Below are 15,441 nucleotides of genomic sequence, written 5' to 3'. Positions count from 1 at the left end.
TCATGCCGTGCCCCACCGACCCCGGCGGACCAGGGCCGGAACGGGTGTCACTCGCCGGGTCGGACCGCCGCGGTGTCGGCGACGTCGATGCGGACGTCGCCGTCCTCGGCACGGGAGACCTCGACCCGCGGATCGGCGTCGTGCTCGTCGGATCCGGACATGCGGCGGAACGTGTCCTGTCGGCGTTCCTCGAACGTCATGTCGACGCCGTCGTCGAGGTGGTCGTGGTCGGGCTTCGTCATGCCGTGCACGGTACGCGGCCGCGGCTGCGGGCGGTCACGCGACCGGTGCCGTGCCGGTCCGCTCGGCCCAGTGCCCACCGCTCGCCCACCGGTCGAGCACGGCCGCGCGCAACCGACCGGACGGCGCCGCGGACCGCGCGGTCGCCAGCGGCACCCCGAAGACGAACTTCGCGACGCTGGCGTCCCCCTCGGTCGCGTCGTGCTCCCCCGGCGGGACGAGACGGAAGCGCCGGGCGAAGCGCACGAGGTTGGCATCGGGACCGAGCGCGGCGGGCAGCCCCGGGTCGAGCATCCAGGAGCGGCACTGCCACCGGTCGGCAGCGAGCTGCGGTGCGAGGCCGCGCAGGACCTCGGGTGCGCGGGCGAACGAGCGGTCGCAGGCCACCGGGTCGAGCGGCCCGGTCTCCGGCACGTGCACGCCCCAGGCCAGCGTGCCGTCCGCCAGGTGGTCGCCGAGTTCGAACTGGAGGCGCCCCACGGCCACCACGCGCCCGGTCACCACGGCGACGAGCCACTCCACCCCGGTGCCGTGCAGTCCGTAGCGTGCGAGCTTGCGGTCGACGTCGGCGACGGAGGCCTCGGCGAGCGCGCGCGGGAGGCCCCGCTCCGCGAGCGCGTCGGCGCTGTCCGGCACCGCGGCGCGGAGCGCCGCGACCAGCAGCTCGTCCCGCTCCGCGGGCCCGGCGTCGGCGACGGTGGCGGCCAGTGCGGCCGCCACCGTCGCGGAGTCGTCCGGTGACCCCACGGCGGCGGCGAGGACCGCGACGGACGCGGGGCGGGCCTCCAGGCCGGGGGTCGCGGTGGTCACTTCAGACCGGACGACGCGAGCCCGTCCATCACCCGACGCTGCAGCACGACGAACATGATGAGCACCGGCGCCATCGCCATCAGGCTGGCGGCCATCAGCACCGGGTAGTCGATCGTGCGGTCACTCGACAGCGTCGCGAGGCCGGCGGCGAGCGGCATGTCCTCGGCGCGGGTGGAGACCACGAGCGGCCAGAGCAGCTCGTTCCACGACCACAGCACGGTCGTGATCGCGAGCACGCTGATCGAGGGACGGGCCAGGGGCAGCATGATCCGCCAGAACGTCTGGAAGGGGTTCGCGCCGTCCATCCGCGCTGCCTCTTCGAGCTCGGGCGGCATGTTCAGGAACGCGGTCCGCATCAGGAACGTGCCGAAGGCGCTGAACAGCCCGGGTGCGACGATCCCCATCAGGGTGTCGAGCCAGCCGAGCCCCTGCACGATCTGGTACTGCGAGATCAGGTAGACCTGCGAGGGCACGAGCAGGATCGACAGCACGATCGCGAGCAGTGCCGCCCGGCCGCGGAACCGCATCCGGGCGAAGGCGTACCCGGCGAGCGTGCAGAGGACGATCTGCGCGATCGTGCGGATGATCGTGACGTACACCGACGTGCCGAGCTGGCTGAGGAACGGCAGGCGTTCGAAGACCTGCGCGTAGTTCTGCCACTGCAGCTCCCCCGGCCAGAAGACCGGCGTGACGGACTGCACCTGCGCGTTCGTGGAGAGCGACATGATGATCTGCCACAGGAACGGGAACGCCATCGCGAACCCGCCGATGCCGAGTACGACGTGGATCCACCAGTGGCTGCCGCCGCGACGGCCGGGCCGGCGTGCGGTCCGAGGCGGTGTGACGGTGGCGGTCATCCCTGCACCCACTTCCGTTGGACGCGGAACTGCACGAGCGTGACGATGCCGATGAGCAGGAAGATCACCATCGCGATCGCGGCCGCGAAGCCCTTGTCGTTGTCGATGAACCCGGCGCTGTAGAAGTAGAAGACGAGCGACATCGTCTTCGGGATCACCGGGTTGGTGCTGCCGAGGATCGCGTACAGCAGGTCGAACAGCTGGAAGCTCGAGATCGTCGTGACGATCACCACGAAGAAGATGCTCGGGCTGAGCAACGGCACGGTCACCGAGCGGAACTGCCGCCACCGGCTCGCGCCGTCGAGCTCCGCGGCCTCGTAGAGCTCCGGCGGGATGTCCTTGAGCCCGGCGCCGAGGATGATCATCGAGAACCCGAGGGACGACCAGAGGCCGACCAGGCTCACCGCGATCAGCGCGAAGCCGGGGGTCGAGATCCAGTACGGGCCGTCGATGCCGAAGTTCCCGAGGAACCAGTTCACGATGCCGTAGTCGCCGTTGTACATGATCCGCCAGACCAGGGCGATCGCCGCGGGCATGGCGACGTACGGCAGGAAGAAGAGCACCCGGTAGAACTGCGCGAACCGCAGCCCCGGGGTGTTCAGCAGGCTGGCGAGCCACACCGCGATCGGGATCCCGGCGAGGACGATCACGGTGTAGATCACCGTGTTGAGCAGCGACTGGTACAGCTGCGGGTCACCGACGAGCCGGACGTAGTTGGCGACGCCGGTGAACGTGGCGCCCCCGAAGACGCCCCAGCTGGTGAACGAGTACCAGAACGTCTGGATGATCGGCCAGATGTAGAAGGTGCCGACGCCGACGAGCAACGGGAGCACGAAGAGCCACGGCCACCAGCCGTCGGTCCGTCGTGGCGCTCGGCCGCCGTCGGCTCGCTGAGCGGGGGCGCCCCGCCCGGACGAACGTGTCGTCCGGGCGGGGGTGGCTGCGGCCGGGGGCCGCTCGGTGTTGATCGTCACGCGCGGGTCCTACTTTTCCTTGGCGAGGGCGGCGTCCATCTTCTGTGCGAGGTCCTCTGCCACCTGGTCGACGGGCTTCGACCCGTCGAAGGCGCTCGGCAGCAGGGTGGTCTCGAGGGTGTTCCAGGCGGCGGTGTTCTTCGACACCGGCAGCGGCTTCGCGTAGTCCACCGCGTCGAGGAACACCTGCAGGTCGGCGTCGGGCATCGTCTTCGTGAAGGCGCTCTGCGTGCCCTCGTACGCCGGGATGACCGCGCCCATGTCGCCCTGCTGCTGCTGGGCCGTCTCGCCAGCGAGGTAGACCTGCAGCGCCTGGGCGGCGGCCTTGTCCTTGCTCGCCTCGGACACGACGTTCGAGACACCGTGGATGACGGTCGCCTGCTCCTTGCCCTTCGGCAGCGGGTAGGCGACGATGTCCTTCTCCATCTCGGTGCCGGTCAGCGCGGAGCGGAACCAGCTGCCGCCCTGGTACATCGCGAGCTTGCCCGAGGTGAACCACTGGTCGGCCGTGGTGTCGGTGAGCTGCTTGATCGAGGGCGATGCCCCCGAGTCGATCAGGTCGGTCCAGAACTGCAGGCCGTCCTCGGAGGCCTTCGTGGCGTACTCGGACTCGGTGCCGTCCGCGTTCACGACCGATCCCCCGGCCTGCAGGATCGTGTTGTAGTACGTCGTCTGGCCGTCCATGCCGCCGGCTGCCCCGTAGGCGCCCTTCGCCTTCAGCTTCTCGGACAGCTCGGCGCCGGTCTGCTGGAAGTCGTCCCACGTCCAGTCCTTGGACGGCAGGTCCATGCCGGCCTGCTCGAACAGCGACTTGTTGACCCAGACGCCGATGGTGTCGAAGTCCTTCGGCACGCCGTACTGGGTGTCGTCGTACGTGTACAGGTCGTTGAGTGCGCTCGAGTACTTCGACGCGTCGATGTCACCCGACTCGACCTCGCCGGTGATCGGCGCGAGCTTGCCGTTGGCCGCGTACAGCTGGAAGTTCGGGCCGTTCATCCAGAACAGGTCGGGCAGGGTGTTGCTCGAACCCTGGGTCTGCAGCTTCGTCCAGTAGTTGGCGAACGGCGTGACGTCGACGCTCACCTTGATGTCCGGGTACTCCTCGTTGAAGCCCTTCAGGTTGGCCTTGATGGCCTTGACCTGGTTCTCGTCCCAGACGGCGTAGGTCAGGGACGCCTTGGTGTCCTTCGGCGCGGCCTCGTAGTCGCCGCCGGAGCCGGACGCTCCGGACGACGAGGAGCAGCCGGCCAGGAGCGCTGCCGCGCCGAGTGCGGCGACGGCACCGAGGAGGACGCGGCGCACGCCGGTTCCTCGGGTGGGGATGTGTGCGGTCATCGGGGTGTCCTTTCGCACGGCCGTCAGGAACCGACGGTCTGGGCGGGATGCGGGGTGGAGGGGGTGGAGTGCGGGGCGTTCGACGTGAAGTGCGCGATGGTCTCGGCCGGCAGGGGCGGGACGTCGATGGGGACGGACCCGTTGCGGAGCGAGCGCGTGGCCAGCGCGCCCGCGGCGACCGCGGCACGGGCCGCGATCGGGGACAGCTCCGACGGTTCGCCGAACGCGACGGACCGCAGGAACTCGGTCATGGTGAGCAGGTCGGCGTCGGCGTGCCCGTCCTCGACGCCGTCGATCGGGTACTCGCGGTCCCCCGCGGTGTCCCAGCCCCGGCGGTGCGTCCAGACCTTCACGACGCCACCACCGGTGTCGCCGATGTTCTCGAGGCGTCCCTCGGTGCCGATGACGGTGTAGTTCCGCCAGTAGTCCGGGGTGAAGTGGCACTGCTCGTAGCTGGCCTGCACCCCGTTGTCGAGCGTCATCATCACCATCGAGACGTCCTCGACGTCGACGACGGGGTTCAGCCCGGTCTGGGCGAGCGGCGGCCAGTTGTCGTGGGAGAACCAGTCCCCCATGAGCTCGCCGCTGCGGTCGCGCCGGTCGGTGACGTCGCCGTAGACCGACAGCGAGCCCATCCCGACAACCCGGGCGGTGTCACCCCCGCCGAGCGCGTGGATGACGTCGAGGTCGTGGCTCGCCTTCTGCAGGAGCAGGGAGTTCACCTTGCTGCGGTCGGCGTGCCAGTCCTTGAAGTAGTAGTCGCCACCGTTGCCGACGAAGTGCCGGCACCAGACGGCCTTGACCTGACCGATCTCGCCGCGGTCGACGATCTCGCGCATCAGGCGGACGACGGCGGCGTGCCGGAAGTTGTGCCCGACGTACAGCGGCGTCCCGGTCTCCGCCGCGGTGTTCAGGACGGCGTCGGCGTCCTCGACCGTGATGGCCAGCGGCTTCTCGAGGTAGACGGCGATGCCCGCGCGGAGCAGGTCGATCGCGATCTCGGCGTGGGTCCAGTCCGGCGTGGTGACGATGGCCGCGTCGACGTGACCGGTGAGGTCACGGTGGTGTTCGACCACCAGGGCGTCCGGGTACTCGTCGTGCCCGCGGTCCCGGCCGGCCGCGATCACGTCCGCGACGGCCACGACCCGGGCCTGCAGCGACGGGTCGTCCGCCGTTGCCTCGGCCACGTGGCGGGCGATGGCGGACCGCTGGCCCATCCCGATCACCGCGACGCGGAGTCCTGCGTTGTCAGCGCCCATGCTCATCGCTCCCTTGCGTGAATGTGACGCCCATGATGCCGAATCGATCATGAATGCACAATAGGCGCTCACGGATCGCTCACGCATCCGTGCCGGGGAGGGTTTTACACGATCGAAACGTCCGGACCGCTCCGGGGCGGCCGCAGGGGGTGCTCAGTCGGCGACGACGAGCTCCACGCCGGCGCTGGCCAGGTCAGCGGCGAACGAGGCCGGCACCGGCTGGTCGGTGACCAGGACGTCGATGCGGTCGAGCGGGCAGATCCGGGCGAAGGTCGACCGTTCGATCTTGGTCGAGTCGGCGACCACGACGACGCGTCGTCCGACCGAGGCGAAGTGGCGGCTGACCTCGGCCTCGCCCTCGTGCATGGTGGTCGCGCCGTACTGGCCGGTGAGACCGTCGACGCCGAGCACCACGAGGTCGAGGGCGAACTCGTCGAGGGTGTCCCGGACGAGCGGCCCGACGAGCTCGTAGGACTGCCGCCGCGCCACTCCACCGGTGACCACGATCTTCACGTTGGCGCGGACGGACAGCTCGTACCCGACGTTCAGCGCGTTCGTCACGATCGTGATGCCGAACTCGCCGTCGGCGCGGATGAACCGCTCGCTCTTGCCGAGTTCACGCGCGACCTCGGTCGTGGTCGTCCCGCCGTTGAGGCCGACGGTCTCCCCCGGCTGCACCAGTCGGGCGGCCGCGCGGGCGATCGCCGTCTTCGCCTCGGCCTGCCGGGCGATCTTGTACTGCAGCGGGAGCTCGTACCCGGCCCCGAGTGCTGCCGCGCCCCCGTGCGTGCGCGTGACGAGCCGCTGGTCGGCGAGGGTCGCGAGGTCACGGCGAGCCGTCGCGGCGGAGATCCCGAGCAGCTCCCCGATCTCGGCGATCGACACGTTGCCGCGTTCGCTCACCAGTTCGAGCAGGGCGTTCAGCCGCTGTTGGGGGGTCATGACGGTCATCCTACGGCGTCACCACCGTCCCCCGGTGATCGGAAATGACGTTTTCCCCTTCCCTTGCGCACGATCGCTCGCTACGCTTCCTGATCATCGATCACCCGGATCGATCCGGACCCGGAAGGCTCCCATGACCGACACCTTCGTGAGCGCTGAACTGGCCTCGCAGCCGGAGACCTGGCGTGCAGCCGCCGCGCTCCTGCCGACCTTCGCCGACGCGCTCCCCCAGCCGGGCGAACGCGTGGCCGTGATCGGCTGCGGCACGAGCTGGTTCATCGCCATGAGCTACGCCGTCGCCCGTGAGCAGGCGGGCCTCGGTGTGACCGATGCCTTCGCCGGATCCGAGTACCCCGCGTCCCGCGAGTACGACCGCGTGCTCATGATCAGCCGCTCGGGCACGACGACCGAGATCGTCGACCTGCTGCAGGCCCTGCCGTCGCAGCGGACCGTCCTGATCACGGCCGTCGCCGACAGCCCTGCCGCGGCCGTCGCCGACCAGGTGGTCGCCCTGCCCTTCGCCGACGAGCGCTCGGTCGTCCAGACCCGCTTCGCCACCACGACGCTCGCACTGCTGCGGGCGTCCATCGGTGACGACGTCGACGCGCTCGCAGCCCAGGCCGAGACCGCGCTGACGGTGCCGATCGACGACCTGCTCGACGCCGAGCAGGTCTCGTTCGTGGGTCGTGGGGCCGCAGTCGGCCTGACGTTCGAAGCCGCGCTCAAGACGCGTGAGGCCGCGCAGTTCTGGGCTGAGTCCTACCCGGCGATGGACTACCGGCACGGTCCCATCGCGATCGCCCAGCCCGGCCGGCTCGTCTGGTCGCTCGGCACGGCACCCGAGGGCCTGGCCGACGAGGTCGCCGCGACCGGCGCCCGCTTCGTCCAGCACGACCTCGACCCGATCGCCGGACTCGTCGTGGTGCACCGGTTCGCCGTCGCCCTGGCCGAGGGACGCGGGCTCGACCCGGACAACCCCCGGTCGCTCACCCGGTCGGTCATCCTCACCTGATGGGTGGCGCAGGCGCGGTGCTCGGGGTCGACGTCGGCGGCACGGGCATCAAGACCCGGCTGACGACGGCCGACGGACTCGTCCTCGACGAGACTCGGGTACCGACGCCGCGCGACGACCCGGGCGCCGAGCGCCTCGCCGCCGTCGTCGCCGAACTGGCCGCACAGGCCACCCGACGGGCGCCGCTCGGAGCCATCGGGGTGGTGACCCCCGGCGTCGTCGACGAGACCCGCGGCACCGTGGACCTGTCCGTCAACCTCGGGTGGCGCGACGTCCCGGTGCGTGACCTCGTCCGTGCCGAGCTCCTGCGTCACGGGATCGACGTGCCGCTCGCCTTCGGCCACGACGTCCGCGCCGGCGCCCTGGCCGAGGTCCGGGCCGGTGACCCGGCGCTCTCGCGGGGGTCGGTCTCGTTCGTGCCGGTCGGCACCGGGCTCGCGAGCGCCCTGGTGGTCGACGGCGTCGTCGTGTCCGGCGGTGGCTGGGCGGGGGAGATCGGGCAGGTCCGCATCCAGACCGGTCCGCACGCGGGCCACCGCGTCGAGGAGATCGCGTCCGCCGGGGGAGTCGCACGTCGTTCCGGCGCGCCGTCCGCTCACGCCGCCATGCTCCTGGTCCGCCAGGGCGACCCCGCAGCCCGTGCGGTCTGGGACGACTGCGTCGCGGTCCTGGCCGACGCGCTCGCCTGGACGACCGCGGTCGCCGGGGTCCACACCATCATCGTCGGCGGGGGACTCGCCGAGTCGGGGCCGCTGCTGCTCGACCCGCTGCGCGACGCCGTCACGGAGCGCCTGCAGGGCGTCCGTGTCCCCGTCGTCGTCCCCGCCCGGCACGGCGACGCAGCCGGCGCCATCGGAGCGGGGATCGTCGCACGCGCGCTGCTCGAGACCGAGACCGGGGTCCTGCTGTGACCACCCTCGTCCGGGCCCATCGCATCGTCACGGCCCAGGCAGACCTGCACGACGGCTGGCTCGTCATCGGTGACGACGACACCGTGCTGGCGACCGGTACCGGGTCCCCGATGCGCACGGACACCGCCGTCACCGTCGACGGTGTGGTCGTGCCCGGGTTCGTCGACCTGCACGCCCACGGGGCGCTCGGGCACGACTTCGCCGGGTGCTCCGCCGAGGATGCCCGTGTCGCCGCCGGGCACCACCGGTCACGGGGCACGACCACCCTGGTCGGGTCCATCGCCACGGGCGAGCGCGCGGACACCGTGGCGGCCCTCACCCGGCTCCGGCCACTCGTCGCGGACGGCACGCTCGCCGGGCTGCACCTGGAGGGGCCGTGGCTCGCGCCCGCCCGTCGCGGGGCGCACCGCGTGGACCTGCTGCACGCTCCGGACCCCGCCGAGGTCGACGCCTACTGCGACGCCGCGGGTGGCGCCCTGCGGATCGTCACGCTCGCGCCGGAGCTCCCGGGTGCACTCGAGGCCGTCGCCCGTTTCGTCGAAGCCGGGGTCGTCGTCGCCATCGGCCACACCGACGCCACCGCCGAGCAGACCCGCCGCGCGGTCGACGCCGGAGCCTCGCTCGTCACCCACCTGTTCAACGGGATGCCCCCGCTGCACCACCGTGCGCCCGGGCCGGTCGGGGTCGCGCTCTCCGACGACCGCGTGCTGCTCGAGTGCATCGTCGACGGCCACCACCTCGATCCCGTGACGGTCACCCTCGTGCAGCGCAGTGCTCCGGGCCGGATGGTCCTGGTCTCCGACGCCATGGCTGCGACCGGCTGCCCCGACGGCACGTACTCGGTGGCCGGATCGGCGGTGACCGTCCGCGACGGGCTCGCCGTGCTCGCCGACGGTTCGTCGCTGGCGGGCAGCACGATCACGGTCGCCGACGCCGTCCGCCGCCTGCTCGACGCCGCGACCGACCTGCCCGAGGTCGTCGCGGCGTCCGCGGGGCGTGCGGCACGCCTGCTCGGGGCTCCGGAACCGCTCAGCGTGGGCGCCCCCGCCGACCTGGTCGTGCTCGACCCGGAGCGCGGCAGCGTCCGAGCCCTGCCGACGGCGGTGGTCGCATGATCCTCGTCGTCACCCCGAACCCGGCCGTCGACGTGACCTACCGGGTCGCCGAGCAGCGCATCGGCGAGACCCAGCGCGTGTTCGAGGTCCAGCGGCGCCCCGGCGGCAAGGGCCTGAACGTCGGGCGGGTCCTCGCCGCCACCGGCGTGCCGACCCGCGCCGTGCTGCCCCTCGGCGGCGACGGCGGACGCTGGATCGCCCACGCCCTCGACGACCTCGGGCTCGTCCACACCGACGTCGCTGTCCGTGGCGAGACCCGCACGACCGTGACGGTGGTGGACGACCTCGCCCACCCGACGATGTTCGGCGAGCCCGGACCCGTGCTCAGCCCCGACGAGTGGGACACGGTCACCGCCGCGGTCGAGACACTGCTCGACGGCGATGTCGGCCGTACTGGCGGTGCCGCCGGTACCCCGCCCGCAGCCGCCCTGGTCGTGTCGGGCTCGCTGCCCCGCGACTCCGATCCCGCGGTCGTCGCCCGCTGGGTCACCGCCGCTCGCCACCGCGGTGTGCTCTCGGTGGTCGACTGCTCGGGCACCGCGCTGCTGGCGGCCGCCTCGGCCGGTGCGACGGTCTGCAAGCCCAACCGCGAGGAACTGCTCGAGGCCACGGGCACCGATGACGAGCGCTCTGGGGCGCTCCGGCTCCTCGGACTCGGTGCGACGGTCGTGGTCGTGTCCCGCGGATCCGACGGCATCGCCGCCCACACCGCCGAGCACGTGCTCGAGGTGCCGGCGGTCCCCGGGGTCTCGGGCAACCCGACCGGCGCCGGTGACGCCGCCACCGCCGGGCTCGTCGGTGTCCTCGTCGAGGTGCTCGTCGGTGCCGGTCTCCCCGCGCCCGACGGCAGCGTCCCGGCCCCCGACGACGCCACCCTGCTCCGAGCCCTGCGGTCCGCCGCCGCACACGGGGCGGCCGCCGTCCTCCAGCCGGTGGCCGGCGCGGTCGACCCGGCAGACGTCCACCGCTTCCTGTCCACACCGCCCGATCCCGCCCACGACCGAACGAGGACCCCCGCATGATCACCGACCTTGCCCTCACCGGCCTGCTCGACACCGCCCGCACGGCACGCCGCGGGGTCGGTGCGTTCAACGTGGTGCTGCTCGAGCACGCCGAGGCGATCGTCTCCGGCGCCGAGCTGGCCGGTCTGCCGGTGATCCTGCAGATCAGCGAGAACTGCGTCCGCTACCACGGCGGCCTCGCACCGATCACGACCGCGACCCAGGCAGTCGCACGTGCCGCCGACGTCGAGGTCCTCGTGCACCTCGACCACATCGAGGACCCCGAGCTGGTGGCGGCCGGCGTCGACCTGGGCGTCGACTCGGTCATGTACGACGGTTCGCACCTGGACTTCGCCGCCAACGTGGCAGCGACCCGCGAGCTCGCCGCGCGGTGTCACGCCGCGGGTGTCGCGATCGAGGCCGAGCTCGGCGAGGTCGGCGGCAAGGACGGCGTGCACGCCCCGGGCGTCCGCACCGATCCGACCGACGCCGCCGCGTTCGTGACCGACACCGGGGTCGATGCCCTGGCGGTCGCGGTGGGGACCTCGCACGCGATGCAGACCCGCGAGGCGTCGGTGGACCGTGACCTGGTCGAGCGCCTCCGTGCCGCGGTTCCGGTGCCGCTCGTGCTGCACGGGTCCTCCGGCCTGTCCGACGATGAACTCCGCGGCGCCGTGCACGCGGGGATGACGAAGATCAACATCTCGACGCACCTGAACGGCCTGTTCACCCGTGCGCTCCGCACCGTGCTCGACGAGCGGCCGGACGTCGTCGACCCGCGCAAGTACGTGTCGGCGGGCCGGGACGCCATCGCCACCGAGACGGCACGGCTGCTGACGCTCCTGCACGCCTGACGCGCGAGCGGGCGCAAACGGGCGCGAGCGGGCGCTCAGCAGAGCGGGACGTTCACCGCGAGCCCGCCCATCGCGGTCTCCTTGTACTTCGACGACATGTCCGCCCCGGTCTGCCGCATCGTCTCGACGACCTGGTCGAGCGACACGTGGTGCACCCCGTCGCCGCGCAGGGCCATCCGGGCGGCGTTGATCGCCTTGTTCGCCGCGATCGCGTTCCGCTCGATGCACGGGATCTGCACCAGGCCGCCGATCGGGTCGCAGGTCAGCCCGAGGTTGTGCTCCATCGCGATCTCGGCGGCGTTCTCGACCTGCTCCGGCGTGCCCCCGAGGACCTCGGCGAGTCCCGCAGCCGCCATCGACGCCGCCGAACCGACCTCGCCCTGGCAGCCGACCTCGGCGCCGGAGATCGACGCCCGTTCCTTGTAGATCGACCCGATCGCGCCGGCGGTGAGCAGGAACCGCACGACGGCGTCGTCCCGTTCGGCGGCGGGGGCGGCGGCGACCGTGGGCACGTAGGTGAGCGCGTAGTACAGGACCGCGGGGATGATGCCGGCTGCGCCGTTCGTCGGGGCGGTGACGACGCGGCCCCCGGTGGCGTTCTCCTCGTTGACCGCCATGGCGACGAGGTTCACCCACTCCATCGCGAACAGCGGGTCGTGGTCGGGGTCCTCGCGGGTGAGCTGCTCGTGCCAGGTGGCGGCACGACGGCGGACGTCGAGTCCCCCGGGCAGGCACCCGCCCCGGCGGACGGATCGGTCGACGCACGACTCCATCACGCCGTGGATGCCCAGCAGTCCGGACCGGATCTCGGCGTCCGTCCGCGTGACGGCCTCGTTCGCCAGGGCGACGCCGCTGATCGGCAGGCCGGAACCGGCACACGCGGCGAGCAGCTCCGCGCCGCTCGAGAACGGGTACGGCACGGCGTCGTCGACCGGGATCGCGGCACCGGCGACGGCAGCGGATGCGTCGGCCGCGGGCTCCGCCGCCTCGTCCCGTGCGATGAACCCACCACCGATCGAGTAGTAGGTCTCGTCCGCCAGGTCGGCACCGGAGGCGTCACGGGCGCGCAGCCGCATGGCGTTCGGGTGCCGGGGCAGCATCGTCAGGGGGTGCAGGACGATGTCGGCGAGGCGGAACGGCACGCTCGCACCGCCGTCGAGCCGCAGGACACCGTCGCGTTCCAGGGCGTCGAGCGCGAGGACCATGGCATCGGGGTCGACGGTCTCCGGGTGCGACCCCATGAGCCCGGCGACGACGGCACCGAGCGTGCCGTGGCCCTGCCCGGTCGACGCGAGGGACCCGTACAGGTCGACCACCACGGACGCGACGGGCAGGCCACGGACGAGGGTGGCGAACTCGGCACCGGCCCGCATCGGGCCGACGGTGTGCGAGCTCGAGGGGCCGACACCGACGCTGAACAGATCGAAGACGGAGACCGGCACGCCGCCACACTAACCCGTCCGGACGGACCGGTGCTCAGCGCCGCCGACCACCCTCGGGCGGCATCACGAACCACAGCACGACGTACGCGATCCACAGCGGCCCGGGGAAGAAGCTCAGGATGACCCAGACCACCCGGACCAGGGTGCGGGACAGGTTGAAGCGATCGGCGAGACCGGCGCAGACGCCGGCCAGCAGACGACCGTTGCGGGGACGGGAGAGTGTGCTCATACCGACGACGCTACGCAACCCCGCCGGTCGAGCGCATCCGGGACGCACCCCGAGAGTGGTGGGGGAAACCCCCGGACCGGCCCTGAGCAGCCCCCGGGGTCAGGGGATGAGGACGATCTTGCCGCGGGTGTGGCCCTGCTCGAGCTCCTCGAAGGCGTCCTGCACACGATCGAGCGGGTAGGTCGCGGCGATCGGCACCTCGATGGCGCCGTTCGCGACCTCCAGTGCGAGCGCCCCGAGGATCTCCGGGTCGGCGGTGTCCGCGCTGCCCGAGGCCTTCGCTCCGACCTCGGCGGCCTCGTCGAACGCGATGATCGTCTCGATGCGGTCGACCGGCACCCCGAAGGCGATGCCGAGCCGGACGTACTCGGCACCGTGGGTGTCGATCACGGCGTCGATGCCGTTCGTCGCGAGTTCGGTGATGCGCTCCTGCAGCCCGTCGCCGTACGCGACCGGCCGTGCACGCTTGGAACGGAGCCACTCGTGGTTCGCCTCGGAGGCGACGGCGATGACGTCGATGCCCTCGTTCGCGAGCAGCTGGGTGACGAAGCCGCCGACCCCGCCGGCGGCGCCGGACACGACGACGGTCTCGCCCGGACGCGGGTCGACCGCGCGGACGGCTGCGGCCGCGGTGGTCGCGATGACGTCGAGGCCACCCGCCACGGTCCAGTCGAGCAGGCGTGGCTTCTGGACGACCTGGACGGCCGGCACGGAGACGTACTCGGCATGGCTGGCGCGGTCCCACGACCAGCCGATGACCTCTTCGCCCTCGTCGACGCCGTCGACCTCGGCCCCGACGGCCACCACGATGCCGGCGAAGTCGGTGCCCTGCCCGGACGGCAGGTCGCCGCCGAACGCCCCCTGGCGGATGGCCGACTCACCGGGGTTGATGCCTGCGGCGCGGACGCGGACGAGCACCCGCCCGGGCGTCACCTCGGGAACGGGCACCTCGGCGACGTGCAGGACCGATCGGTCACCCCACTCGTCGAAGCGGACAGCGCGCATGGTCTCCGGGATCTCAGTCATCGGCACCGACGCTACCCCGGCGCGCGGCACCCGGTCTGCGTGGACCGCTCCATCCCTGCGAGGACGCGAAAGGGAGAGGGTGCGAGACTGGGGGCATGCCCATCCTGAACAAGGACATGCAGGTCTGCATGTCGCTGGCCGCGCGACCGAGCAACATCGGCACCCGGTTCCACAACTACCTGTACGACGAGCTCGGCCTCAACTTCCTGTACAAGGCATTCACCACGACCGATCTGCCCGGCGCCGTCGCCGGCATCCGTGCGCTCGGGATCCGCGGTTGCTCGGTGTCGATGCCCTTCAAGGAGGCGATCATCCCGCTGGTCGACCACATCGAGGACTCCGCCGCCGCGATCCAGTCGGTCAACACGGTCGTGAACGACGACGGCGTGCTCACGGCGTCGAACACCGACTACGAGGCGATCGCCGCCCTGCTCGGGTCGCACCAGGTCGACCCGGCTTCGCGGGTGCTGCTCCGCGGCTCGGGTGGCATGGCCAAGGCCGTCACGGCGGCGTTCCGCGGCGCCGGCTTCGACCGGTTGACGGTCGTCGCCCGCAACGAGCAGACCGGCCCGGCCCTGGCCTCGCAGTACGGGTACGACTGGGTGGCCGACGAGCGCGAGGCGGGGGAGACCGACCTGGTCGTCAACGTCACCCCGCTCGGCATGCGCGGCGACCAGCAGGACGCACTCGCCTTCGCGCCGGAACGGATCGAGGCGGCGCACACCGTCTTCGACGTGGTCGCGTTCCCGTCGGAGACCCCGCTCGTGCGGGCGGGGCGCGACGCCGGCAAGCACGTCATCACCGGGGCCGAGGTCATCGCCCTGCAGGCGGCCCGTCAGTTCGAGCGGTACACGGGCGTCGCCCTGACCGACGACCAGGTGGCGCGGGCCAGCGAGTTCTCGCGCGCCGAGTAGTCGACGCACCCACAGGGCGGACGGGAGGCCGTGGCGGCGCCGCCACGCGCCTCCCGTCCGTTCGTGGAGACGTCTCAGGCGTTCGCCGCGCGCCCGACGGCCACCCACTCGAGGCGGCGGAGGGTCTCGCGGTTGCGGATCCAGATGAGCGGCTGCATGAGGAAGTCGGGCACGTACGAGCCCGGTCCGGCCACCGCGTTCTCGGTGATCGTGACCTTGCTGCCGTGCCGGTGCGGTTCGACGGTCAGCTCGACGCGGGCCTCGCCGATGGGCCAGCCCTTCGGCTGGATGACCATGCGGTGCGGCGGCTCCCACACCAGCGACGTCGTGACGTCGTTGATGACGATCGGCCACGCGCCGAACGAGTGGTGCAGGTGGGTACCGACCTGCGGCCAACCGGACTCCTCCTTGCGCATGCGCGAGGCCCCGACCACCCAGGTCGTGTAGAGCCACCCGTCGCCGAGCACGTCGAAGACGGCTTCGGGACGGCAGTGCAGGATGCGGACGTTCTTCGCCATGG

Annotated in this window: 17 protein-coding genes; 6 read left to right on the top strand and 11 right to left on the bottom strand. The window is 71.9% G+C overall.

The features are described from left to right. Positions 1-47: 47 nt before the first annotated feature. The 7 genes from DEJ06_RS03385 to DEJ06_RS03355 form a co-directional block, all read right to left on the bottom strand. Complete coding sequence (locus DEJ06_RS03385) at positions 48-242, bottom strand: hypothetical protein (RefSeq protein WP_017887924.1); 195 nt, start codon at positions 240-242, stop codon at positions 48-50. Between the two features lie 34 nt (positions 243-276). After that, entirely contained in the window at positions 277-1,050 is a 774-nt protein-coding gene (locus tag DEJ06_RS03380) for a hypothetical protein (RefSeq protein ID WP_111038426.1), read from the bottom strand. Next, a complete protein-coding gene (locus DEJ06_RS03375; protein ID WP_181433258.1) occupies positions 1,047-1,907 on the bottom strand; it encodes a carbohydrate ABC transporter permease in 861 nt (286 codons plus the stop codon). The genes DEJ06_RS03380 and DEJ06_RS03375 overlap by 4 nt, the downstream gene beginning before the upstream one ends. Continuing rightward, on the bottom strand, positions 1,904-2,881 hold the full coding sequence (locus tag DEJ06_RS03370; RefSeq protein ID WP_111038425.1) for a carbohydrate ABC transporter permease: 978 nt from the start codon (positions 2,879-2,881) through the stop codon (positions 1,904-1,906). The genes DEJ06_RS03375 and DEJ06_RS03370 overlap by 4 nt, the downstream gene beginning before the upstream one ends. 9 nt (positions 2,882-2,890) lie before the next feature. Beyond that, on the bottom strand, positions 2,891-4,216 hold the full coding sequence (locus DEJ06_RS03365) for a sugar ABC transporter substrate-binding protein (protein ID WP_111038424.1): 1,326 nt from the start codon (positions 4,214-4,216) through the stop codon (positions 2,891-2,893). Between the two features lie 23 nt (positions 4,217-4,239). Further along, positions 4,240-5,481 carry a Gfo/Idh/MocA family protein gene (locus tag DEJ06_RS03360; RefSeq protein ID WP_111038423.1) on the bottom strand — a complete coding sequence of 414 codons (1,242 nt, stop codon included), beginning with the start codon at positions 5,479-5,481 and terminating at the stop codon, positions 4,240-4,242. 147 nt (positions 5,482-5,628) lie between these two features. Continuing rightward, positions 5,629-6,417: a DeoR/GlpR family DNA-binding transcription regulator gene (locus DEJ06_RS03355; protein ID WP_027466817.1), complete on the bottom strand. Its 789-nt coding sequence runs from the start codon at positions 6,415-6,417 to the stop codon at positions 5,629-5,631. Between the two features lie 133 nt (positions 6,418-6,550). Between DEJ06_RS03355 and DEJ06_RS03350 the strand changes: the two genes are divergently transcribed. Genes DEJ06_RS03350 through DEJ06_RS03330 form a run of 5 tightly spaced genes read left to right on the top strand, consistent with a single transcriptional unit; the run spans position 6,551 to position 11,310 of the window. Then, positions 6,551-7,429, top strand: a complete 879-nt coding sequence (locus DEJ06_RS03350) for an SIS domain-containing protein (RefSeq protein ID WP_071406232.1) — start codon at positions 6,551-6,553, stop codon at positions 7,427-7,429. Further along, positions 7,429-8,340: an ROK family protein gene (locus DEJ06_RS03345; protein ID WP_111038422.1), complete on the top strand. Its 912-nt coding sequence runs from the start codon at positions 7,429-7,431 to the stop codon at positions 8,338-8,340. The genes DEJ06_RS03350 and DEJ06_RS03345 overlap by 1 nt, the downstream gene beginning before the upstream one ends. Next, positions 8,337-9,455: an N-acetylglucosamine-6-phosphate deacetylase gene (gene nagA / locus DEJ06_RS03340; protein WP_111038421.1), complete on the top strand. Its 1,119-nt coding sequence runs from the start codon at positions 8,337-8,339 to the stop codon at positions 9,453-9,455. Before DEJ06_RS03345 ends, nagA begins: the two co-directional genes overlap by 4 nt. Next, entirely contained in the window at positions 9,452-10,477 is a 1,026-nt protein-coding gene (locus DEJ06_RS03335; RefSeq protein WP_111038420.1) for a 1-phosphofructokinase family hexose kinase, read from the top strand. Before nagA ends, DEJ06_RS03335 begins: the two co-directional genes overlap by 4 nt. Beyond that, on the top strand, positions 10,474-11,310 hold the full coding sequence (locus tag DEJ06_RS03330; protein WP_111038419.1) for a class II fructose-bisphosphate aldolase: 837 nt from the start codon (positions 10,474-10,476) through the stop codon (positions 11,308-11,310). Before DEJ06_RS03335 ends, DEJ06_RS03330 begins: the two co-directional genes overlap by 4 nt. A 35-nt stretch (positions 11,311-11,345) precedes the next feature. On the opposite strand, the gene DEJ06_RS03325 is transcribed toward DEJ06_RS03330, so the two are convergent. The 3 genes from DEJ06_RS03325 to DEJ06_RS03315 form a co-directional block, all read right to left on the bottom strand. Beyond that, positions 11,346-12,752: an L-serine ammonia-lyase gene (locus tag DEJ06_RS03325; protein WP_111038418.1), complete on the bottom strand. Its 1,407-nt coding sequence runs from the start codon at positions 12,750-12,752 to the stop codon at positions 11,346-11,348. 34 nt (positions 12,753-12,786) lie between these two features. Then, positions 12,787-12,981, bottom strand: a complete 195-nt coding sequence (locus DEJ06_RS03320; RefSeq protein WP_027466823.1) for a PspC domain-containing protein — start codon at positions 12,979-12,981, stop codon at positions 12,787-12,789. Between the two features lie 99 nt (positions 12,982-13,080). Continuing rightward, a complete protein-coding gene (locus DEJ06_RS03315; RefSeq protein WP_258372380.1) occupies positions 13,081-14,007 on the bottom strand; it encodes an NADP-dependent oxidoreductase in 927 nt (308 codons plus the stop codon). 95 nt (positions 14,008-14,102) lie between these two features. Here DEJ06_RS03315 and DEJ06_RS03310 point away from each other — a divergent pair, with 95 nt between their 5' ends. Beyond that, positions 14,103-14,921: a shikimate 5-dehydrogenase gene (locus tag DEJ06_RS03310; RefSeq protein ID WP_111038417.1), complete on the top strand. Its 819-nt coding sequence runs from the start codon at positions 14,103-14,105 to the stop codon at positions 14,919-14,921. A 74-nt stretch (positions 14,922-14,995) separates the two neighbouring features. Here the strand turns inward: DEJ06_RS03310 and DEJ06_RS03305 are convergent, their stop codons facing one another. After that, a complete protein-coding gene (locus DEJ06_RS03305; RefSeq protein WP_027466826.1) occupies positions 14,996-15,439 on the bottom strand; it encodes an SRPBCC family protein in 444 nt (147 codons plus the stop codon). Between the last annotated feature and the right edge of the window lie 2 nt (positions 15,440-15,441).

Source organism: Curtobacterium sp. MCLR17_051 (assembly GCF_003234395.1).
Taxonomy (GTDB): domain Bacteria; phylum Actinomycetota; class Actinomycetes; order Actinomycetales; family Microbacteriaceae; genus Curtobacterium; species Curtobacterium flaccumfaciens.
Note: the sequence above shows the minus strand (reverse complement) of the source record. Positions and strands in the feature narration are given on the sequence as shown.